We start from the raw sequence: 20,878 nt of genomic DNA, 5'->3' as shown, positions 1-20,878 counted from the left end.
TGGAACCGTCAGCCAAATGGTTCAAGCCGCCTGTGCGAATCAACGAGAGGATGGTCGGTTACTCCGCCAGTGGCAGAGGCCGGGGGCCCAACCCCAACCTGACCGCACGCTTGCTCGATGTCTACCCGAGCATGACCGAAGAGCAGGCTAACGGGTTTATTCTCAAGCAGTGGCGGGAAGGCAAGAGTGACAGACAGATCCTCGAGTTCATCGAGGCCCGTCGGCAAGAATGGCAGCAACTCGAAGCGACACTGACCCAATGGCACGGCCCATCGACAGCGGCGCCCTGGGAGCAGACCGGGACCGATCACAAGATGCGCACCATACTTGCGCTCAAAGCCTGCTGGCACAGTGCACCGCTGGCCGCTGAAATGCCGGCCCTCGGCAAGCTCTACATTGTCACCTACGACCCCTTGCCTGCGCTGGCCATGGACTTTTCCCATGTGCGTGAGCTGTCGATTGGCGGCAATGGCATGACCGACGCCAATGCCGACGCTTTCCTGTCGGGCTTTGCCAACGTCGAAACGCTCTCGCTGGGCGCGCGAGGCACTTTCCTCAATGGCTACACGATGCACGAGCAGGTACTGACCACCCTGCCTTCGGCTGTGAGCCGGATGGCGTCGCTGAAAAGCCTGACGTTCAGAACGGTCGTCCCGAGGCTGGCCAGCGATTTTGCCACCCGGTTGCGGGGGTTGACCTCTGTCGAATCACTCCATCTCGATCTGCCCGGGCACACCGCCAGCGGGCCAAACGTCGATCTGACGCCGCTCAGGCAACTGAAAAGCCTCAGGATCGATGCGCTGGGCCTGTCGCAGTGGCCCCCTTCGGTGCAGGAGCTGCCTGCGCTGGAGCGTCTGGATCTCTCGCATACTTCTGTCGCCGCCATTCCCCAGGCGCTCTATACCGGACATGAAAAATTATGGGCAGGGTTGTCGATGGACTGGTCGAAGTTTTCCCTTGAGGACTTCAAGCCTGCCTATGAGTACGTTAAAAACTATATCGGGCCTTGGGGGCACCTGATTGAGATGAATACGATGGTGCGTCGTTACTGCGCGGGCGAACTGCAGTTTCTGGCCGGGGAGATGGGGCTGCACAGCCCGCTGCTGGAGCGCATAACGACGCTGTGGGAGACCTCCGATACCCGGCTCAAGGCCGTGGAGGCGTTACGGCTCGAGCACCATGGGATCTTCCGCCAGTTTTATCAACCGGTGACGTCGATTGGCTTGAGAACCGCTACGCCACTGCCGCGCTGGCTACAGCAACCCAACGTCAGGGTGCTGCGTGCGCTTGAAAAAAACTGGCGCGCCGCCGTGCACGAGCGGTATCGCCTGAGCACCGATATACAGCCTTTGCCAGAGGGGGGCTGGAATCCCCGACCTGACCAGGATGCCAGCGTTTTCGAACTGCTCCACTCCGTCACGGCTCACGGTGACAAATATGTCAGCGAGTTGCCGACATTGCCTGCCGGAACGTTTTCCCATGTGCGAAGCGTGGATCTCTCTCTGCTGAAAGTGCCGGTCGAGCAAGTCCGCGGTTTTCTGCAGGCGTTTACCGGCACGCGGGAGCTGGCAATCGTAGACTCCGGCCTGACTGAGGTGCCGATTGCACCGGGCGACCTCGAACAGTTGACAGATCTGAACCTGAATCACAATGAAATCGAGAGCACACCCACGGTTCAGCGCCAGCTCAATGGCTTGAAAAAGCTTGAACGCCTTTCCATGGCGCGCAATAAGCTGACCGCTCTCGACGTCTCTTCGATGACCGGGTTACAGACACTGGATCTGTATGCAAACCAACTGACCGCCTGGCCGACAGGTGTCGAAAATCTGCCTGAGCTGAAGGAACTCGACCTTCGCAGAAACAATATCGATTCGCTGCCCGATGCCGTGCTGGCGAACGACGCTCTGCTGCTCAAGACCCGTCTGGCAGGCAACCGGTTCTCACCGGCAGGCGAGACAGCCCTGAAGGTGGCGCGCCAACGTATCGAAGCGGCCAGGGGGTTGCCTGAGGGTGCGTTGGAACTGTACGACACTGAATCTTCAGCGCAATACATGGATTTACTTGTCTCATCGCATAAGACGGCGCTTTCTCGCATTGACGAACTTCTGCTGCCAATACGCCGCCGCGCCTCGACGGTCGAGGAGGCTGCGGATCTGCCTGGCCGGGTACAGGAAATCAATCCGCTGCTATCCAGTGAGCAAGCAGGAGAATGTGTAGCACGATTGCGCAAAGACGGGCTGAGCGATGCGCAGATCGACGCGCGCATCAGCGAATGGCAGGCCAGCGACGAGTTGCTGACACGCCAGTTGAACGGCTGGGTATTCAGATTCAGGGAGGAGGTCGAGGCCAGGTTTGCGCAAAGCAGAAGTGTCGCCGCGAGGAAAATCCGTGATTGCTGGCTCGACGGGCTGACGGCCCACACCGACGACGCCGGGCAGACGCTGGATTTCACCGGGTTGCAAACCGTTGACTTACCGGTATTGCCTGAAGTGTTTCCCCGCGTGCGCACGCTGAAACTGACAGGTGCAGGTGTTTCGCAACAACACTTCAACGAGTTCTGCACAGCGTTCCCTGAGTTGACCACGCTGGTGCTCAACGGCAGCAGGATGAACGAGCTGCCGGAAGTGGTCAGCCGTCTGAACCGGCTCGAGCGACTCGAGTTCAGCGGCAGCAGTCTCTCATCGGCGCAAACCGTGTATGAGCGAGCAGGCATGGATCGTCTGCGCTGGCTCGATCTCAGTCACGGCTCGCTGACAGAGTTCAATGCCGCTGGCTTCAGCCGTCTGGAAACCTTGAATCTGGCCGGTAATGGTCTGGATTTCTGGCCTGGAGGCGTGCTTGATCTGGCGCATTTGCAAACCCTGGATGTGTCGGACAATGACATCAGGTTTTTCCCGGACAGGCTGCTGGACGGAACCCATGAAAGGCTGGTGGCGGGCACGGACTTGTCGGGTAACGAACTGGCCCTCAACTCACTGGAACAGCTCAGGGACCACAGCACGGCGAACGCAGGCCGTGACGTGATGGGCTACTCGCAGGCGGATCTGCAGCGTGAAATCGACGAACTCGAAAGCGAAAGCGACTCCGACCCGGATTCCGATTCGAATTCCGGTTCCGACAGCGATGACAGTGATGACCCGGATGGCGATGGCGGCGCAGCGCGCGTTGATCAGCATGCAGGTGTCGAGGCGCCAGAGGTGATTGACGATCCATCGAAAGACACCAGTGCGCTGGCGATGGAAACCTGGCTCGAGCATGCTGCGCCGGATGAGCGTGCGACCCGGCAGGCGCTGTGGCAGCAACTGGCCGAAGAGGCCAACCATGAGCCGTTCTTTCATTTGCTGGCAACACTGCCCGCTACCCTCGAATTCAAGGTGTCGGGAGCCGATCTGACCAATCGGGTGTGGCAAGTCATCCAGGCCGCCAGCGAAAATACCGAGCTACGCGAGGTGCTGTTTCTCAATGCCCAGACCCACGGAACCTGCCCCGATGGGCGGATTTTATCGTTCAGCGAACTGGAAACGCGGGTGTATGTGTATAACGCGCTGCGCGACATCCCGCGAAACCGCCTGGAGCAGCGCGGCAGAGCCTTGCTCGATCTGACCCGGCGCCTGTTTCGTCTGGAGCGGGTCGACCGCCTGGCGGAAGCCGCGGCGAAAAACAAGGACCGTGCCGAGGTTCGCCTGGAATACCGGATCGGCATGATTGACGACTGGCCGGACGGCCTGAAGCTGCCTGCGCAACCGAAACATATGCTGTACGGCTCGAAGATTCGTGGGCAGCGGTTGATTAACGCGCGTAACTCGGTGCTCGCCGATGAAGCATCGGATCTGTTTCTGGAGGACCTGATTGCCCGCGACTACTGGGTTCGCTACCTGGAGGATCGCTACAGCGAGGTGTTCGACGAGCTTCAGCTCAATGCCACGAAGCGACAGGAAGAGGTCGAGGATATGCGTCCTGACGGAGATGACGCTGTGGCGCTCAAGCTCTATGTCGATGCGATGAGCGCCCTGGAGGTCGAACTGGCGGAAGCCCGCATCGAGAAACTCAAGGCCCTGACTCGTGAAGAGCTTGAGAAGCTTGCGCCGCCGGGTGAAGGTGAGCCGCAACCAGGCCCGTCAAAACCCGGACCTTCGTCGCACCGCAATTGAGTGAGTGAGCGGACCTGAGAGCAGCGCGCTCTCAGGTCTGTGGCCGGGCTCAGCTGCCGTCACCCGGATTCGGCGTCAGCCAGCGCTCGGCCTCGCTGCACGCTTGAGATTGAAGGGCGGACGCTGCGCGCAAACCTGTGCGCTTTTAGAGCGCACAGGACTTGCGCATGAATATCGCTCATGTTGGTACAGGCGTCATAACGGTAGAATTGCAGCCTTTTTTCACATTCGGGACCCGCAGCATGCCGTATCGCGTCATCAGTCTTTTGTTGCTGGTCCTGAGCGGGGGCGCTGCGGCGCAAGATCCTGCAATCTCGTCTTCCATTTCTCCCTTCATTTCCTACAGCCGCGACATTCAGCCGATCTTCACCGAGAAGTGCGTGGCTTGCCATGCGTGTTACGACTCCGCCTGCCAGCTGAATCTGGGCAGCGGCGAAGGCGCCGCCCGTGGTGCGAGCAAGATGCCGGTGTATGACGGCGAACGCACCCGGGCCGCGCCGACCACGCGGCTGTTCTACGATGCCTTCGGCAAACGCGCCTGGCAGCAGAAAGATTTCTACTCGGTGCTCGACGCCCAGGGCAGTCAGGCCGCGCTGATGGCGCGCATGCTCGAGCTTGGCCACAAGACACCGCTGACGCCGAACGCGAAACTGCCGCAAGACATCGTGCTGGGGCTCAATCGCAACAATCTGTGCGCGATGCCCGGCGAGTTCGACGCGTATGCCGGTGCTCACCCGAAAGAGGGCATGCCGCTGGCCGTCACCGGGCTGACCGATCAGCAGTATCAGACCTTGCAGCGCTGGCTGGCGTCCGGCGCGCCGATTGACGAGCAGGGCCTGGCGCCGAGTGCCAAAGAGACGATGCAGATCGTGCAGTGGGAAAACCTGCTCAATGCCCCCGGTGCGCGGCAAAGCCTGGTCGGGCGCTGGTTGTTCGAACACTGGTATCTGGCGCACATCTATTTCAAGGATGGCGAACCGGGGCATTACTTCCAGTGGGTACGTTCGCGTACGCCGACGGGGCAGCCGATCGATCTGATCGCCACCCGCCGTCCGAATGACGACCCGGGCACGCAGGTGTATTACCGCCTGTGGCCGGTGCAAGGGGTGATCGTGCACAAGACGCACATTACCTACCCGCTGAGCGCGGCAAAAATGGCCCGGGTCAAAAGCCTGTTCTACAACGGCAACTGGCAGGTCAACGCATTGCCGGGTTACGGACCGCAGAGCCGGGCCAATCCGTTTGCCACCTTCGAGGCGATTCCGGCGCAGGCGCGCTATCAGTTCATGCTCGATAACGCCGAATACTTCGTCCGCACCTTTATTCGCGGGCCGGTGTGCCGTGGGCAGATTGCGACCGACGTGATTCGCGACAACTTCTGGGCGCTGTTCCAGGCGCCCGAGCATGACCTCTATATTACCGACCCTAACTATCGCGGCCAGGCCACGCCGTTACTGGCGATGCCGGGGCAGAACGACGATGTCGGCAGCGTGCTGAGCCTGTGGCGCAACTACCGCGACAAGCGCAACGAATACGAAGCGCTGCGTCGCGACAGCTACGCCGACCTGCCGGCGCCGGGCTGGTCGACCCTGTGGGCCGGCAACGACAACGCGTTGCTGAGCATTTTCCGCCACTTTGACAGCGCTGCGGTGACCAAGGGCCTGATCGGCGAAGTGCCGCAAACGATGTGGCTGTTCGACTATCCGTTGCTCGAACGCACCTATTACCAGCTCGCGGTCAATTTCGATGTGTTCGGCAACGTCTCCCATCAGGCACAGACCCGCTTGTATTTCGACCTGATCCGCAACGGCGCCGAACAGAACTTCCTGCGCCTGATGCCCGCCGACTCCCGCGAGGGTTACCTCAACGATTGGTATCAGAACAGCGGCCAATTCAAAATGTGGCTCGACTATGAGGCCATAGACGACGACAAACCGACCGCGCTGAAACTCGACGAACAAGACCCGAAACGCGATTTCGCCCGGCAATTGCTGACGCGTTATGGTGATCTGAACGCGCGGCCGGACCCGATCAATCGCTGCGACGGCGCCTATTGCTCGCGTCCGAATATCGATCCGGCGCTGCAGAATGCCGAGCAGGCCTTGAGTCGCCTGGCATCGCGGCCGGCAGCAGGGCTGAGGGTGATCGATCAAATGCCCGAAGCGACCCTGCTGCGCGTCGAAACCGCCAGTGGCCAGCGCGAGGTCTACAGCCTGCTGCGCAACCGCGCGCACAGCAACGTGGCGTTCTTGCTCGGTGAATCGCTGCGCTATCAGCCGGGGCTCGACACTTTGACGATATATCCGGGTGTACTCACCAGTTACCCGAATTTCATGTTCAACGTTCCTGCCCAACAGGTTCCGGCGTTCGTCGATGCCATGGAGCAGGCCAGGGACGCCAACCGGTTCGAGAAGATCGTCGATCGCTGGGGGATTCGCCGCAGCCATCCGCAGTTCTGGCGCTATTTCCATGACTTGAGCCAGTACATCCATGAAACCGAACCGGTGGAAGAGGGTGTGCTGGACATGAATCGGTACGAGAATCTTTGACCGCTGTCCCGGAAGGCGTGGCGTGAGTTGGTTCAGCGGGTGTCAGTGGTGGTGTGGAACGGGTCCGACACCACCCTGACTGATCAAACGGGCATGTATTTCCAGTAATCGCCCCCGTAATCGAGAAACAGCTCGGTACCTTTCGGGATCTTCTCCCAAGCGACCAAAAACACCATGTATTTGCCGACACAGATCGAGCCCACGTTCTCGATACCGAGGTTGGGCTTACCGGGTACGTTGACGGCATTGATCATGCTCAACAGGTTACTGTTGCCATGGCCGCTGAGCGTGGCGTTTTTCGTGGCGGTTGCATACAGAAAGGTGCCGACTTTTTCACTGGATTTATCGAGTATTTCCGCCTGCAGGGATTTCTTCGTGCGGTGCAGCTTTCCTGTGTAGGGCCCCAGCACTTCATAAGGTTCGATATCGACTTTGGCGAACACCGACAACCCCCGTGCCGGGCCGTCGGTCGGCTTTCTGAGCTCGAAGAGTCGAGTCAACCTGTCGTGATGTCGGCCTTCTTCAGCGATCCATTCGTGGATGTCCTCGGTGACTCTGCGCGTCATCTCCTTGAGTCGGGCGCCCTGAAAATCCGAGAAGATCCGGTTGGTTTCGGTGATCGTGATTTTGTCGATATCACCTTCCAGCTTGCGCGTCAGACTGATCCTGACATCCGTCGGGTCCTGCAGAATCGGAGCGTTGTTATTGATGTTATGCCCGAGTGCAGGTGTCAAAGCCGTGGGCGCAGCATTGTCTGCAACGGCATCATCCAGTCGAGCACGTTTGGAACTGCCCGCCGTGGGCTGCGATGCTGGACTTGTACCGCTGGGCCCGGCTGGCTCTGGCAGCTGTCCGGGACCGGACTTTCTCGCTGTACCCACGGGAAGTGATTTGCGCGCCAGCATGACCTCTGAATCGGGCGCGGCGAGCAACCGCAGGCATTCCGGGACAGCGCTTCGCAATTCACCCTTGTCGTTGACAAAGGTTGACCAGAGCACAGGGTCGAGATTGTTGTCATCAACGAACGTGTTCATGGTGCTCGCAGACCCGGTTGCGGTGTAACGCGACCGCCATTGTTCGAGATGCTCGGCTGTCAAAGGACTGAAAGCCTGGTTGTTGGCATACCTCTCCAATACTTTGCCCGGCGCTCTGAGGGTGCCATCGGTGTTGACGTGGGCGATGAAATCCGCTGGATCGAGGTTGTGCTCTGCCGCGAAGCCTTCGCGGGTCAACCTGTTGCGGTCGTCTTGCGACATCCTGCGCCAGTCCTGCAGATTTTCGTTGTTAATGGCTGTGCGTGCGGTGTCGGCCCGATCCAGCATTTGTTGACCAAGCGGCTTGAGCTGTCCTTGTGTGTGGACAAATTGTCGGAATGCCGCTGGATCCAGAGCGTGTTTTTTTGCAAACGCTTTGATGGATATATCCAGCATGAGCTCGCTGAATTGCGACCATTGCGTCAAATGCAGAGGCGTTACCACATTCGGGTCATGGGGAGCGCCGCCCTTCATCCTGATTTCATTGGTGTACCAGTGACCGGGTTTTACCGATGACAAGTTGATCGACAGGTCACGGTTGGTTTTCGGGTCGACCAGCACCACCGAGAAACTGTTTTCACCCGTCTCGGCTGTTTCCCTGATAAATCCGTACGAGTTCTCGCGTATCTGGTAGACCGAAACAGTGCCGCGCTCATCGATATTGCAGATGAACTTCTGGTTATAGTCCGGACGGAAGAATATTCCGCGCGAGTCTGCTTTCAGTCCTTGAATCCAGTGTGGCTCCACCGCGTATTGACGTATGAGCGGGCTGCTGTTGCTGATCACGGTAACGGGTTCCCGGTAACGCGGGCCGAACGCCTGGTTGGAGGCAGCATCGATCAGGCGAAAGTCAGGCGCGTCAACGCTGCCTACGTTTCGCATGGGAATGTTGGGTATGCCCTCGACCGTGCACAACCGGTCATTGGCCTGGCGTGGCACCCAGTCTGCCGGGTCGACCGCCAGCAGGTGACGGGCCGCCACGGTTCCGTCGCGCAAATGTGCAACCCCCATCCGAACCTGTCGCGAAGCCGCGTTGCCAAGCTTGAGCAGAGCAAAGCGGCCGAGGCGCAGGACTGATATCACCGCGTCGAGCGGATTAAGCTCGTGCAGCGTCGAGATCGCCAGGGTTCGTGTCAGGCTGGCCAGTTTTGGCAAAGCGAGACGCAGTCCGGCCTTGCCGGCGTTCGACACCAGACGCGTGCAGCCGGCAATGTATTTTCCAAAGGGCAGGCCGAAGGACACTACGTCTGTAAAAAGGCCCAGACCACCGGATTCGATGCGGCGGGGATCACCTGATGCCAGGTCTTCGATAGAGCCCCAGAACGGGACGAACATTTTTCCCCAGAACGAGATGTCCTCAATAAAGTCTCGACCTGTGTCGATACTTCGCGTGGCTTTGCGGGTCTGTTCGAGCAAGGCTGACTCGTCTTTGAAAAACAGCTCCCTGGCAATCATCGCAGCCAGCTTCTCGGCGCGCGCAGAGGTCAGGTTATTGGCAGCGAAGGACAGGGTTCGCGCCGCTACCCCCGGGGAGCGTTGTTCAATCGGGACCGCCTCAAACCTGTCTCCGACCTGTTCCACGATCAGAGTGGCCTGCTGGTTTGCGCGGGGTTTCGAGCCATCGCGATAAGCATCCCAGTCGAACGCCAGTTCCGTGCCTTTTCTGAAAGCGGCGCGGGTACTGCGACTGCTGCTGCCGATTTTCTCGACCCTGACCTCGCCATCCACCGGCAGCGACTTGATATCTTTGCGCCAGCGCACGACACCCGCGCGGGGGAAAACTTCAATATATCGGGCATCGGCTGGATAAGCCGGATTGACCATTCGCAGAATAAAACCCGCGCGTGCGCGAACCGCGTCGGTGTCGGTTTTGGTCTCTTGTCCGACCTGCGTGTCGTTCAATGGCTGGCGCAAGGAATAAACAGTTACCTCGTCCCGCTCAAGATCGCCGCCGCATGCCGGCAGGAATTGCGCCAGCAGCGCTTTGATCAAGGTCTTGTAGGCGGCCCGTGGCGTGCTCAGCCAGGCATGAAACGCCTCGTCGAACATCGAGTCGGATTCGTATCGAAAGCGACTGGGCGGGATAAGCGCCAGATTTGCCGTCGCAGTGGCCACCTCTTGCTCATGTTGTTCCAGCGTGCTCAGTGCCAGTTGCATTTCGCCGGTCGAATACCCGGTGTGACGTGTAGCGAACAATCCCATTGCTGCTGCCCACTCCAGTGCCGCGCGGACTTTGGCGGCAACGACCAGTCGCTGTTGCTCGGCATCGTCTGCGTATGCCTGATAATGCTCCGCCGGCAGATTGAGCAACTGTTCAAATGTCTTGTGCCGGGATGAGCCGGGCGCGATGGATTCGGCGAGGATGAACCCGCTCTTGAAATTGACCCAGGCGCTGGAAGTGCCGTAGGGAAGGTCGTCGGGAATATCCTGAACCCACGCCTCACAGGCAACGTTGCTTTTCATGATGGCGACGGCCAGCAATGCGCCAGACCGGTTTACGGAAAGTGATCTTTGAAAGTGTCGGATCAACGAGTCGCGTATGGAGCAATAGCGGCTGCCAGGCTCGATGAGAATCTGCAATTCGTTTTGATAATCGGCGTGGGGACCCGGTTTTATACTGAGCCAGAGCGCTCGCCACAGTAATTTGCTTAATACGCCAGGCGGGAAACTCTGGTTATCTTGTGTGCCGTACCAATTGAGTGCTACAGCAAAACGTCGCGCCAGTTGCTGGTTCTGCACAGATTGCAAAATGGTTTCCAGTAATGCGATCGGTACGTTGCCGGCAAACGATTCGAACTTGGCGTTGAATGTTGCAGGTACCACATTGGCCAGCAGAGACCGGGACGTTTCAGCCTCGATCTGGCGGATAACTTGCTGGATCGTTTCGTCACCCCGGCCGCCGAGCAGATGCTCAAGGTCACTGACGTGCCCGTCGTGGCCGAGCAGCCACAAAGCGCGTTGATCAACCAGATTGTCCAGCAGGCGCTGCCAGTCAGCGTGGCTGGCCGGACGCGAGGGGACAAGCGTGTAGTAGGCGAGGACCAGGTCCAGCCGCACAGAGCCGTCACTTTTGACGCCGTTGCCGACCTTGCGGTAGATATCCAGCAGGACATCGGCATCCATGTACCAATAGGTGGGAATATTTCTTAACGTCACCGAGTGCCCGGCAATGTTGAAAACTTCCGCAGGGGAGGGTATCGGGGCTTTGGTTGAACTTGCCTGGAAAGATATAAAGTCCTGGAGGAAGTCAGCGCCCAGTGGCGATTGGTCGACCGTGGCCGGCTGCGAAAGATATGTTATGAAGTCTTCATCCTGCTCAAGTTTCTTCAATACACGGAATGCTTCCTTGCACTCGCGACCCAGGGCTGAATCGGCGGGTGGGTGAAAGTAAAGCTGACTCGCATCGGTGTCGAAGTTCTCGTCAATCAGCCCATGCAGGTAGCTGATCATGTGATTGAGGTGCTGCAGGCTTCGCGGCGGTGTTCGGGTGTAAAAGTTTGATAACGAGGTCGTCATTTCAAGGCCTTTGAATTATTGCGTGTCGCAACTAGTCGAAAGCATTGAATATAGGGAGCGGAAACAGCCGCTCAGGCATACATATATATAGGACGGTTTGCGCTTTGGTATCCGTTTGTTAGCAGGAGCAAACGCTGAGGAAGCGGGGCGTCCTCGTGATGAACCTGGCACCTGGCAGGCGCAGCGTGCTTTTTCCGACAAAAATACTGGGACTTTGTCCCGCGCGCCGATTGGCGTAAACTGCGCCCAAGCCTGCGAGGAGTTTCCATGACCGCTATTACCATTACTGACGCCGCCCATGATTACCTGGCCGATCTGCTTTCCAAGCAGAACACCCCAGGCATCGGCATTCGCGTCTTCATCACCCAGCCTGGCACCCAGTACGCCGAAACCTGCATTGCCTACTGCAAGCCGGGCGAAGAAAAACCCGAGGATACGGCGTTGGGGCTGAAAAGCTTCACCGCGTACATCGACTCGTTCAGCGAGGCCTTTCTCGATGACGCCGTTGTCGACTACGCCACCGACCGCATGGGCGGCCAGTTGACCATCAAGGCGCCCAACGCCAAAGTGCCGATGGTCAACGCCGACAGCCCGGTCAACGAGCGCATCAATTACTACCTGCAAACCGAAATCAACCCGGGGCTGGCCAGCCACGGTGGTCAGGTCAGCCTGATCGATGTGGTGGAGGACGGCATCGCCGTGTTGCAGTTCGGTGGCGGCTGCCAGGGCTGCGGTCAGGCCGACGTCACCTTGAAGGAAGGTATCGAGCGCACGTTGCTCGAGCGCATTCCGGAGCTCAAGGGCGTTCGCGACGTGACCGACCACACGCAGAAAGAAAACGCTTACTACTAAGGCGTTCGCTGCAGCAATGAAAAACGGCACCCGTGAGTGCCGTTTTTTATGGGCGACGCCTTCAAAGATCGCAGCCTTCGGCAGCTCCTACAGGTGTACGCATCCCTATGTAGGAGCTGCCGAAGGCTGCGATCTTTTGATCTTATGGGCGATACAAATGCGCATGTCCCGCACGGTACAGCGACGACTCACTAAAGTGATCGCTGCCCAACACGCGTCCCACCAGAATCAACGCCGTACGTCGAAACCCCTTGGCCTCGACCTTCCCGGCAATGTCGGCCAGTGTCCCCACCACCCAATCCTGATCCGGCCACGTTGCCCGGTGAATCACCGCAATCGGGCAGTCCGCGCCGTAATGCGGCAGCAGTTCAACCACTATCCTGTCCAGATGATTGACCCCCAGATGAATCGCCATGGTCGCGCCATGCTGCGCCAGACTGGCCAGTTCTTCACCGACCGGCATCGCGGTCTTGTCGGCATAACGGGTCAGAATCACGCTTTGCGAGATGTCCGGCAGGGTCAATTCGGCACCGAGCAGCGCAGCGCACGCCGCTGTGGCAGTTACCCCCGGAATGATCTCAAAAGCAATGTTCAGCTCACGCAAATAACGGATCTGCTCGCCGATTGCGCCGTACAGACTTGGATCCCCCGAATGCACGCGCGCCACATCCTGGCCTTTGGCATGGGCGGTTTTGATCAAATCGATGATCTGCTCCAGGTGCAGTTCCGCGCTGTTGACGACTGTTTCGGCGCGATGACCGTCCAGCACCGCGGCCGGGACCAGTGACCCTGCGTAGATAATCACCGGGCAGGTACGGATCAGCCGCTGGCCTTTGACGGTGATGAGTTCCGGGTCGCCGGGGCCGGCGCCGATGAAGTAGACAGTCATCGTTGAATCCTTGGGAAAAGGCGCCGTAGTGCTTCAGATGAAGCGCGCTCATGATCGATGGCGGCGATTATCGGGAATTTACGCGGCGCCGGCCAATGCCAGCGTGGCCTGGGCATATTTCTGTCGGCAGATCAGCAGTTTTGCCGGGGCTTGAAGCAATTGCTCGGCCAGCGCCAGCGCGGCGCTTTCGGCGACGCCGTAGCAGCCGGTACGCTCAAAGGCGATTTGCGAATGATGGCTGAGGCGAGCCTGGTAACCGGCAAGTTCGGCGCTGCTGAAATACTGCAGGGGCAGATTCAATTGTGTGGCGAGTTCGAGCAGGCCTGGTTCGTCGCGCTTTACATCAATGCTGGCCAGCGCCCTGACCGCACCAGGTTCGATACGATGCGCCTGCAACGCCTGATCGAGTAACGCGCGCAGCGTGCTGGCCGGGCAGCCGCGCTGGCAGCCGAGGCCGACCACGAAGGTCGGCGCTGCGCGGTCACCGGTCATGCCGGATATTGCCCGGGGTTTTTACGGCGGAACAGCCATGCGCTGATCAGGCCCAAGGCCAGCCAAAAAGCGATATTGGTCAACTGCGAAGCGATTTTGAACTGGGTTGCCAGTGCTTCTGGCGCGAGCATGGAGTGCACTTGCGGTTGCGGCGCGCCAATCACATGGGGCACGGCGAGGATGGCCACCCCGAGAATCTTCATCAGCCAGTGACGACTGAAAGCGATCAGTGCCAGACCGACAGCGGTTGAAGCCGCGGTGCCGATCCACCACACCTGCCGCGAGGCCAGATCGGCCGCCGCTGTGCCCGGCAATTCAGGCGGCAGGCCCAGGGTCGGCGCGAGGACGAACGTGGCATAACCGGCCAGGCCCCAGAGCAGACCTTGCGTGGTCTTCGTCGGCGCACGCAGGGTATAGAGCCCGGCGAGCATCAGGGCGAAACCGACCGCCACCACTAGATTGCCGCCGGTGGTCGCGACCACGCGCTGCCAGCCATCTTCCGGCTCCCAGGCTTCGGCGTCATGGCTGTGGGCGACGGTGCCGACGGAGTGTTCGTGGACTTCGGCAACCGGTTCGGCTTTCTCGAAGGTTTCGGCCTGCAGAATCAGGGGCGATACCCAGAAACTCTGCAGCAACGTCAGGAGCAGGGCGGCGAGCAGGCCGGTGAAACCTGCGGTTTGCGCAATACGCTTGATCATCTCGGCAGGCCTCAGTGGCACGGGAACGCGGCGCTGTGGCGAGTATCGTGGGCGGCATTGTGCACCGCTTCGATGTGCGAGAAACCGGCGAACCAGACCAGGCTGGCACCGAGGATCGCGGCGCAGAGGGCGGCAGCCAGGCGTTGGCTCAGGGTGGTGGTGCTGGAGATGTGGTCAGTATTGCTGACGGTATTGCTGATGATCGACATAGCGCTTCCCTCTGAAATGTCAGCGGGTGAATAGAGCGCATGAAAATCCCTGCGAGCCCGGACACGCAGGGATTTCGAACAGCGCCCGCCCACCGCGGGTTTGTTTGTGGTCAGCGACGCGTTGAACGCGCTGGATATTGCGGGCCGGTCTCCGGGCTCGCGAGGGATTGGCGCAGTGCCGATCGACAAGCGTCACCTTCCCATGCCGGGGCACAGTGGCTTTGACGCTTCGCTCGCTTACCGTTGCGGGGGCAGCACCGGACTGACATGGCTTTTGAGTAAAGCACATGATTCACCGGTTTCCCGTTTCACCCTGTGAAGGGCACCCGTAACAAGGTGTGCAGGAGAACATGGGTTTGGGTTTTTAGTCAATTTCCGGGAGTTTTTGGTGCTGCGAGGGGGGCATTTCTTTTGGTGTTTTTGTGTGTATATCCGTTGCTGCGGTAACGGCGGCTTAGGGTTCCGCCCTTACGGCGGGTCACCTTTTCCAAACGCCGAAAAGGTAACCGAAAAGGCTTGCTCCTGCGTTCGGCCCTCGCAGGCTCGGGTTCCTTCGCTGCGGGATCGATCCGGGCGCAGCGTCTCCGGTTTGCTTCGCTGCACCTCCTCCCGCTGTGTCTGGCTGCGCCAGACGGTCGCTGCGCTCCCACGCCCGGATCAATCCCTCCACTCAGCCTTCCGACGTCGCCCCTTGGATCAAGATCAAAAGCACTCGAGCTTACGCTCATTGTTGAGTGGGGCGTCTTCGCCGCGAGCAGCTGCGCTGCCTTGCGTTTCTGTGGGAGCGAGCTTGCTCGCGAAGACGGACTGATAGCCCACCTGTTTTTTGAGGGTGTATCCAATCCAACTGTAGGAGCTGCCGAAGGCTGCGATCTTTTGATCTGGCTTTTGCTTTTGCTCTGGCTCTTGATCTTTTGCCCCTTCGGCAGGCTTCGTTACGGGATCGATCCGGGTGTGGGAGCGCAGCGACCGTACGACGCAGTCGTACACAGCGAGTGTAGGTGCAGCGAAGCAAACCGGAGACGCTGCGCCCGGATCGATCCCGTAACGAAGGAACCCCGAGCCCCAGCGAGCGGGCCGTACGCCGGGGCAAAGCCTTTTGGGTTACCTTTTCGGCGTTTGGAAAAGGTGACTCGCTGTAAGAGCGAAACCATAAGAAGCCGTTACCGCAGCAACGGATATGCCCCCCAAACTCAGACGCAACGCCCATTGACCCAAAACCCACCCATGCGTAGCCTTGCGCTTTCGAGGTTCTTCGGCACTTGCCGAAGCTAAGAAGGGAACGCGGTCAAAGCCGCGGCTGCCCCCGCAACTGTGAACGGTGAGTTCGTTGCCACGCCACTGCCAGCTCAGCCCATGAGCCAGCGGGAAGGCGCAGCGAACGCCAGGCCCCGCGCCTGAACGCCGTCAGCCAGGAGACCTGCCTCGTCACAGATTCTCACTACAACCGGGCGGGGTGATCCGGTGGCGAATGCTTCCGGCGTGCACGCGCGCTGCCGGTTCTCGTCCCGTATGCCCGCCGCTTGCCAAAGGGCATTCCGATGAAAACACTGGCCAAACTCCCCGTCACCATCGTCACCGGTTTCCTCGGTTCGGGCAAAACCACGCTGCTGCGGCACATGCTCGACAACGCACAGGGTCGGCGGATCGCGGTGATCGTCAACGAGTTTGGCGAGCTGGGCATCGACGGCGAAATCCTCAAGCAATGCACCATTGGCTGCACCGAAGAAGAAGCCAGCGGCCGCGTTTATGAACTGGCCAACGGCTGCCTGTGCTGTACGGTTCAGGAAGAGTTCTTCCCGGTGATGCGCGAACTGGTCGCCCGTCGCGGCGACCTCGATCACATCCTCATCGAAACTTCCGGCCTAGCGCTGCCCAAGCCGTTAGTACAAGCCTTTCAATGGCCGGAGATCCGCAGCGCCTGCACTGTCGATGCGGTGATCACCGTGGTCGACAGCCCGGCCGTGGCCGCCGGCACATTCGCCGCGTTCCCGGATCAGGTCGATGCGCAGCGCAAACTCGATCCGAACCTCGACCATGAATCGCCGCTGCACGAGCTGTTTGCCGATCAACTGGCGAGCGCCGACCTGGTGATCCTCAACAAGGCCGATCAGACCAGCCCGGAAGATCTCGCCCGCGTACGCGCTGAAGTCGCCGAAGAACTGCCGCCAGCGGTGAAAATCATCGAAGCCAGCAACGGCCGCCTGCCGCTGGACGTGCTGATCGGCCTCGGTGCCGGTTCCGAGGAACACATCGACAGCCGCCACAGCCATCACGATCACCACCACGACGGTGATGACGATCACGATGACCACGATCACGACGCGTTCGATTCGATCTCCATCGAACTGCCCCAAGCCGATGAAAGCCTGCTGCTCGACGCGTTGACGCAAATGGTGGTGCAGCACGGCATCCTGCGGGTCAAAGGTTTCGCAGCCATCCCGAACAAACCGATGCGCCTGCTGATTCAGGGCGTGGGCACGCGTTTCGACAAGCACTTCGACCGGCAGTGGGGCGCTGAAGAAGCCCGCGTTACGCGTCTGGTGCTGATCGGTCAGCAACTCGATGCCGCGCAGCTTGAAGCGCAATTGCGCGCAGCGCTCAGCGTTTAAGCCATGCACCTGCTCAGGACCCAGCCCGGCGGTTTCGTCTCCGACGACAACATCGCTGATCTCGGACAAACCCCCGCCGAGCTGGTGATCCTGTGCAGCGGCGATTCCAGCCTGGCGCTGCTTGCCGAGGCTGCGCAGCAACTGCCGGATGATTATCCGAGCCTGCGCCTGGCCAATCCGATGCAGGTACAGAATCACGCCTCGGTTGATCTGTATGTCGACGAGGTCCTGCGCCACGCCAAAGTGATTCTGATTTCGCTGCACGGCGGCATCGCCTATTGGCGCTACGGGGTCGAGCGACTGGTCGAATTGGCCGCACGCGGCGTGGAGCTGATTCTGGTGCCCGGTGATGACCGCCCGGATCCCGAACTCAGTGACTTGAGTACGGTCGGCGCCGAGGCACGTGATCGGCTCTGGCAGTTCTTGCGTCAGGGCGGCATGGGCAATGCGCTGGATTTCTTCCGCTGCCTGGGCCATCAATGTTTCGGCCGCGACTACCCATGGAACGAACCGCAAACCCTGCCGCGTACAGCGATTTATCACCCGGAAAAAACCAGCGCCGTTCTCAGTGATTGGCAAGCCGACTGGCTACCCGATCAACCGGTGGCGGCGCTGTTGTTTTATCGCTCGCATCTGCAGGCGGCCAACACCGCGTTCATCGATGTGTTCTGCCAGCGCTTGCAGGCAGCCGGGCTCAACCCGTTGCCCATCGCCGTCGCCAGCCTGAAAGAGCCCGGCTGCCTTGCGGTGGTGGAGGACTGGCTGGATGAAGTCGAGGCGGGGGTCATTCTCAACACCACCGGTTTTGCCCAGTCCAGCCCTGAAGCGCCGCATCTGCGCCCGTTTCGCCGCAATATTGCGGTGATTCAGGCGATCTGCGCGCAGGACAACGAGCCGGGCTGGCGCGACAGCGAGCAGGGCCTTGGGCCGCGCGATCTGGCGATGCACATAGCCTTGCCGGAACTCGACGGGCGCATCATCAGCCGGCCGATCAGTTTCAAGGATCTGGCCTGGCGCAGCGAGCGCAGTCAGTCCGATGTGGTCTGCTATCGCGCCCAGCCGGAGCGCATGGATTTTGTCGCCGAACTGGCACGCCGCTGGATCGACCTGGCGCGGGTGCCCAATGCGGAAAAACGCATTGCGCTGATTCTCGCCAATTACCCGACCCGCGACGGCCGCATCGGCAACGGCGTCGGCCTCGACACGCCGGCGGCTGCCCTGAATATCCTGCGTGCGCTGCAGGCCGAGGGTTATCCGCTCACGGCTGAGCTGCCCGAGAGCGGCACCGAGCTGATTCAGCAGCTGCTGGGGGGTGTCAGCAATGACCTCGACAGCCTTGACCTGCGCCCCTGTCAGCAGAGCCTGGCGATGGACGATTACCTCGCCATGTTCAATGCGCTGCCGCAGACGAATCGCGCTGCGGTAACTGAACGCTGGGGACCGCCGCAGAACGATCCGATGTGCCGCGACGGACGTCTGATGATTGCCGGTCTGCGTTTCGGTCTGACCTTCGTCGGCATTCAACCGGCACGCGGTTATCAGGTAGATCCCAGCGCGGTGTATCACGACCCGGATCTGGTCCCGCCGCACGGCTACCTGGCGTTCTATTTCTGGTTGCGCAATACCTACGGTGCCCACGGTGTGATCCACGTTGGCAAGCACGGCAACCTCGAATGGCTGCCGGGCAAAGGCGTCGGGCTTTCGCAGCACTGCTGGCCGGATGCGCTGCTCGGGCCGCTGCCGAACATCTATCCATTTATCGTCAACGACCCGGGCGAGGGCGCTCAGGCGAAACGGCGCACGCAAGCGGTGATCATCGATCACCTGATGCCACCGCTGACCCGCGCCGAAACCTACGGGCCGCTGCGTAATCTGGAGTTGCTCGCCGACGAGTATTACGAGGCGCAACTGCTCGATCCGCGCCGTGCCCGTGAACTTCAGCGCGACATTCTGCAACTGGTGCGTGACACGCAGATCGATCGCGAACTGCAATTGGATGCTGCACTGGACAGCGACGCCGATGCGGCGATCTGGCTGCCGCGTCTGGACACCTATTTGTGCGATTTGAAGGAGTCGCAGATTCGCGACGGGCTGCATGTTTTTGGCGAGTCACCGGGCGGACGCTTGCGCATTGATACGCTGCTGGCATTGCTGCGTATTCCGCGTGGTGACGGCAAGGGTGCGCAGTCGAGTTTGTTGCGGGCGCTGGCCAAGGCGTTCGAATTGGGCTTCGATCCGCTCGATTGTGGGTTGGCCGACCCGTGGAACGGCCCGCGCCCGACCGCGTTGCAGGCCGTCAGCGATGAGCTCTGGCGTAACGCCGGCGACACCCGCGAACGCCTTGAATTGTTTGCCACAGACCTGATTGCCCAAACATTGCGTGACCCCTGTGGGAGCGAGCCTGCTCGCGAAAAAGATGGGTCAGGTCAATCATCGTTGGATGACACTCCGCGTTCGCGAGCAGGCTCGCTCCCACAGGGGCCAGGGTGGGCTGAGGTTTCTTCGATACTCGACAATCTGCGCGAAGTCGTCGCCCCACGCCTCGACGCCTGCGGCCCCGCGGAAATGCGTGGTCTGCTTGATGCGCTGAGCGGTCGCTTCGTCCCCGCCGGCCCCAGTGGCGCGCCGAGCCGCGGCCGCCTCGACGTGCTGCCCACCGGCCGCAACTTTTATTCGGTCGACGTGCGCAACCTGCCCACCACCACCGCGTGGCGCATCGGTTTCCAGTCCGCCACGCTGATTCTCGAACGACACTTGCAGGATCACGGCGACCATCTGCGCCATCTCGGTTTGTCGGTATGGGGCACTGCAACCATGCGCACCGGCGGCGATGACATCGCTCAGGCCATGGCGTTGATGGGTGTGCGTCCGGTCTGGGCCACCGGCAGTCAGCGCGTGGACGATTTCGAGATTCTGCCGCTGAGCCTGCTCGATCGCCCACGGGTTGATGTGACGCTACGCGTCTCGGGGTTTTTCCGTGATGCGTTTGCCAACCTGATCCGCTTGTTCGACGCCGCTGTGCAAGCGGTGGCCGCGCTGGATGAACCGGACGACTTGAACCCGCTGGCCGCCAGAGTGCGCGCCGAGCGCGAAGCCCTGGTACAAACAGGCGTGGATGAGGACACTGCGCGGCGCCAGGCCGGATGGCGGATCTTCGGCGCCAAACCCGGGGCTTACGGCGCCGGGGTTCAGGGCGCTATCGACGGGCGTTTGTGGCAGACCCGCGAAGACCTTGCCGAGGTTTACTTGAACTGGGGCGCTTACGCGTACGGCGGCGCCGACGAAGGCACCGCCGCACGCGAGCAGTTCAGCCAGCGCCTGAGTCAGGTGCAAGCGGTGTTGCAGAACCAGGACAATCGCGAGCATGACTTGCTCGATTCCAACGATTACTACCAATTCCAGGGCGGTATGCTCGCGGCGGTGGAAAGCCTGCGCGGCCAGGCAGCGGCCAGTTATCACGGCGATCACAGCCAGCCGGATCTGCCGAAGATCCGCACTTTGAAGGAAGAACTGAACCGCGTGGTTCGCTCGCGGGCGGCGAATCCGAAGTGGATCGACGGGGTCAAACGTCACGGCTATAAAGGGGCGTTCGAACTCGCGGCGACCGTGGATAACCTGTTTGCCTTCGATGCGACAACGCAGTTGATCGATGACCATCAGTATGCGTTGCTGGCGGACGCCTATTTGCTGGATCCGGCGACTCGCGAGTTTGTCCGTGAGCATAATCCGCATGCGCTACGGGATATGACTGAACGGATGCTGGAAGCACAGCAGCGCGGGATGTGGCAGGAGCCGGGGGCGTATAAAGAGGCGCTGGAGAATTTGCTGTTGGACATAGAAGAAGATAACTGACACACCGCTATCCTGTAGGCCTTC

General features: G+C 60.3%; 10 protein-coding genes and 2 riboswitches. Of the genes, 5 read left to right on the top strand and 5 right to left on the bottom strand.

The genetic code is table 11. The annotated features are described in order from the left end of the window. Positions 1-131 precede the first annotated feature (131 nt). Both VNV36_RS05645 and VNV36_RS05640 read left to right on the top strand, forming a co-directional pair. Positions 132-4,151 carry an NEL-type E3 ubiquitin ligase domain-containing protein gene (locus VNV36_RS05645; RefSeq protein ID WP_325716899.1) on the top strand — a complete coding sequence of 1,340 codons (4,020 nt, stop codon included), beginning with the start codon at positions 132-134 and terminating at the stop codon, positions 4,149-4,151. A 242-nt stretch (positions 4,152-4,393) separates the two neighbouring features. Then, positions 4,394-6,700, top strand: a complete 2,307-nt coding sequence (locus VNV36_RS05640) for a fatty acid cis/trans isomerase (RefSeq protein WP_325716898.1) — start codon at positions 4,394-4,396, stop codon at positions 6,698-6,700. 83 nt (positions 6,701-6,783) lie between these two features. Here the strand turns inward: VNV36_RS05640 and VNV36_RS05635 are convergent, their stop codons facing one another. Continuing rightward, complete coding sequence (locus tag VNV36_RS05635) at positions 6,784-11,184, bottom strand: SET domain-containing protein (protein WP_325716897.1); 4,401 nt, start codon at positions 11,182-11,184, stop codon at positions 6,784-6,786. A gap of 333 nt (positions 11,185-11,517) precedes the next feature. On the opposite strand from VNV36_RS05635, the gene nfuA reads away from it, so the two are divergent. Then, positions 11,518-12,102 (top strand): Fe-S biogenesis protein NfuA, encoded by a 585-nt coding sequence (gene nfuA / locus VNV36_RS05630; protein WP_003225494.1) that lies wholly within the window; start codon positions 11,518-11,520, stop codon positions 12,100-12,102. Between the two features lie 142 nt (positions 12,103-12,244). Here the strand turns inward: nfuA and cobM are convergent, their stop codons facing one another. The 4 genes from cobM to VNV36_RS05610 all read right to left on the bottom strand — a co-directional run bounded on the left by cobM (position 12,245) and on the right by VNV36_RS05610 (position 14,390). Beyond that, the gene (cobM, locus tag VNV36_RS05625) at positions 12,245-12,991 is read right to left on the bottom strand and encodes a precorrin-4 C(11)-methyltransferase (RefSeq protein ID WP_325716896.1); all 747 of its coding nucleotides are present in this window, start codon (positions 12,989-12,991) and stop codon (positions 12,245-12,247) included. A 78-nt stretch (positions 12,992-13,069) separates the two neighbouring features. Next, positions 13,070-13,483: a cobalamin biosynthesis protein gene (locus VNV36_RS05620; protein WP_325716895.1), complete on the bottom strand. Its 414-nt coding sequence runs from the start codon at positions 13,481-13,483 to the stop codon at positions 13,070-13,072. Continuing rightward, the gene (locus VNV36_RS05615; protein WP_325716894.1) at positions 13,480-14,181 is read right to left on the bottom strand and encodes a CbtA family protein; all 702 of its coding nucleotides are present in this window, start codon (positions 14,179-14,181) and stop codon (positions 13,480-13,482) included. The genes VNV36_RS05620 and VNV36_RS05615 overlap by 4 nt, the downstream gene beginning before the upstream one ends. Positions 14,182-14,192: 11 nt before the next feature. Then, entirely contained in the window at positions 14,193-14,390 is a 198-nt protein-coding gene (locus tag VNV36_RS05610; RefSeq protein ID WP_325716893.1) for a CbtB domain-containing protein, read from the bottom strand. Positions 14,391-14,515: 125 nt separating this feature from the next. Beyond that, positions 14,516-14,735: riboswitch (cobalamin riboswitch) on the bottom strand. An 886-nt stretch (positions 14,736-15,621) separates the two neighbouring features. After that, positions 15,622-15,832: riboswitch (cobalamin riboswitch) on the top strand. 99 nt (positions 15,833-15,931) lie between these two features. On the opposite strand from VNV36_RS05610, the gene cobW reads away from it, so the two are divergent. Both cobW and cobN read left to right on the top strand, forming a co-directional pair. After that, on the top strand, positions 15,932-17,002 hold the full coding sequence (gene cobW, locus VNV36_RS05605; RefSeq protein WP_325716892.1) for a cobalamin biosynthesis protein CobW: 1,071 nt from the start codon (positions 15,932-15,934) through the stop codon (positions 17,000-17,002). A 3-nt stretch (positions 17,003-17,005) separates the two neighbouring features. Beyond that, a complete protein-coding gene (gene cobN / locus VNV36_RS05600; RefSeq protein ID WP_325716891.1) occupies positions 17,006-20,854 on the top strand; it encodes a cobaltochelatase subunit CobN in 3,849 nt (1,282 codons plus the stop codon). The last annotated feature ends 24 nt before the right edge of the window (positions 20,855-20,878 follow it).

This window comes from Pseudomonas sp. (assembly GCF_035554175.1).
In the GTDB taxonomy this organism is placed as follows: domain Bacteria; phylum Pseudomonadota; class Gammaproteobacteria; order Pseudomonadales; family Pseudomonadaceae; genus Aquipseudomonas.
Note: the sequence above shows the minus strand (reverse complement) of the source record. Positions and strands in the feature narration are given on the sequence as shown.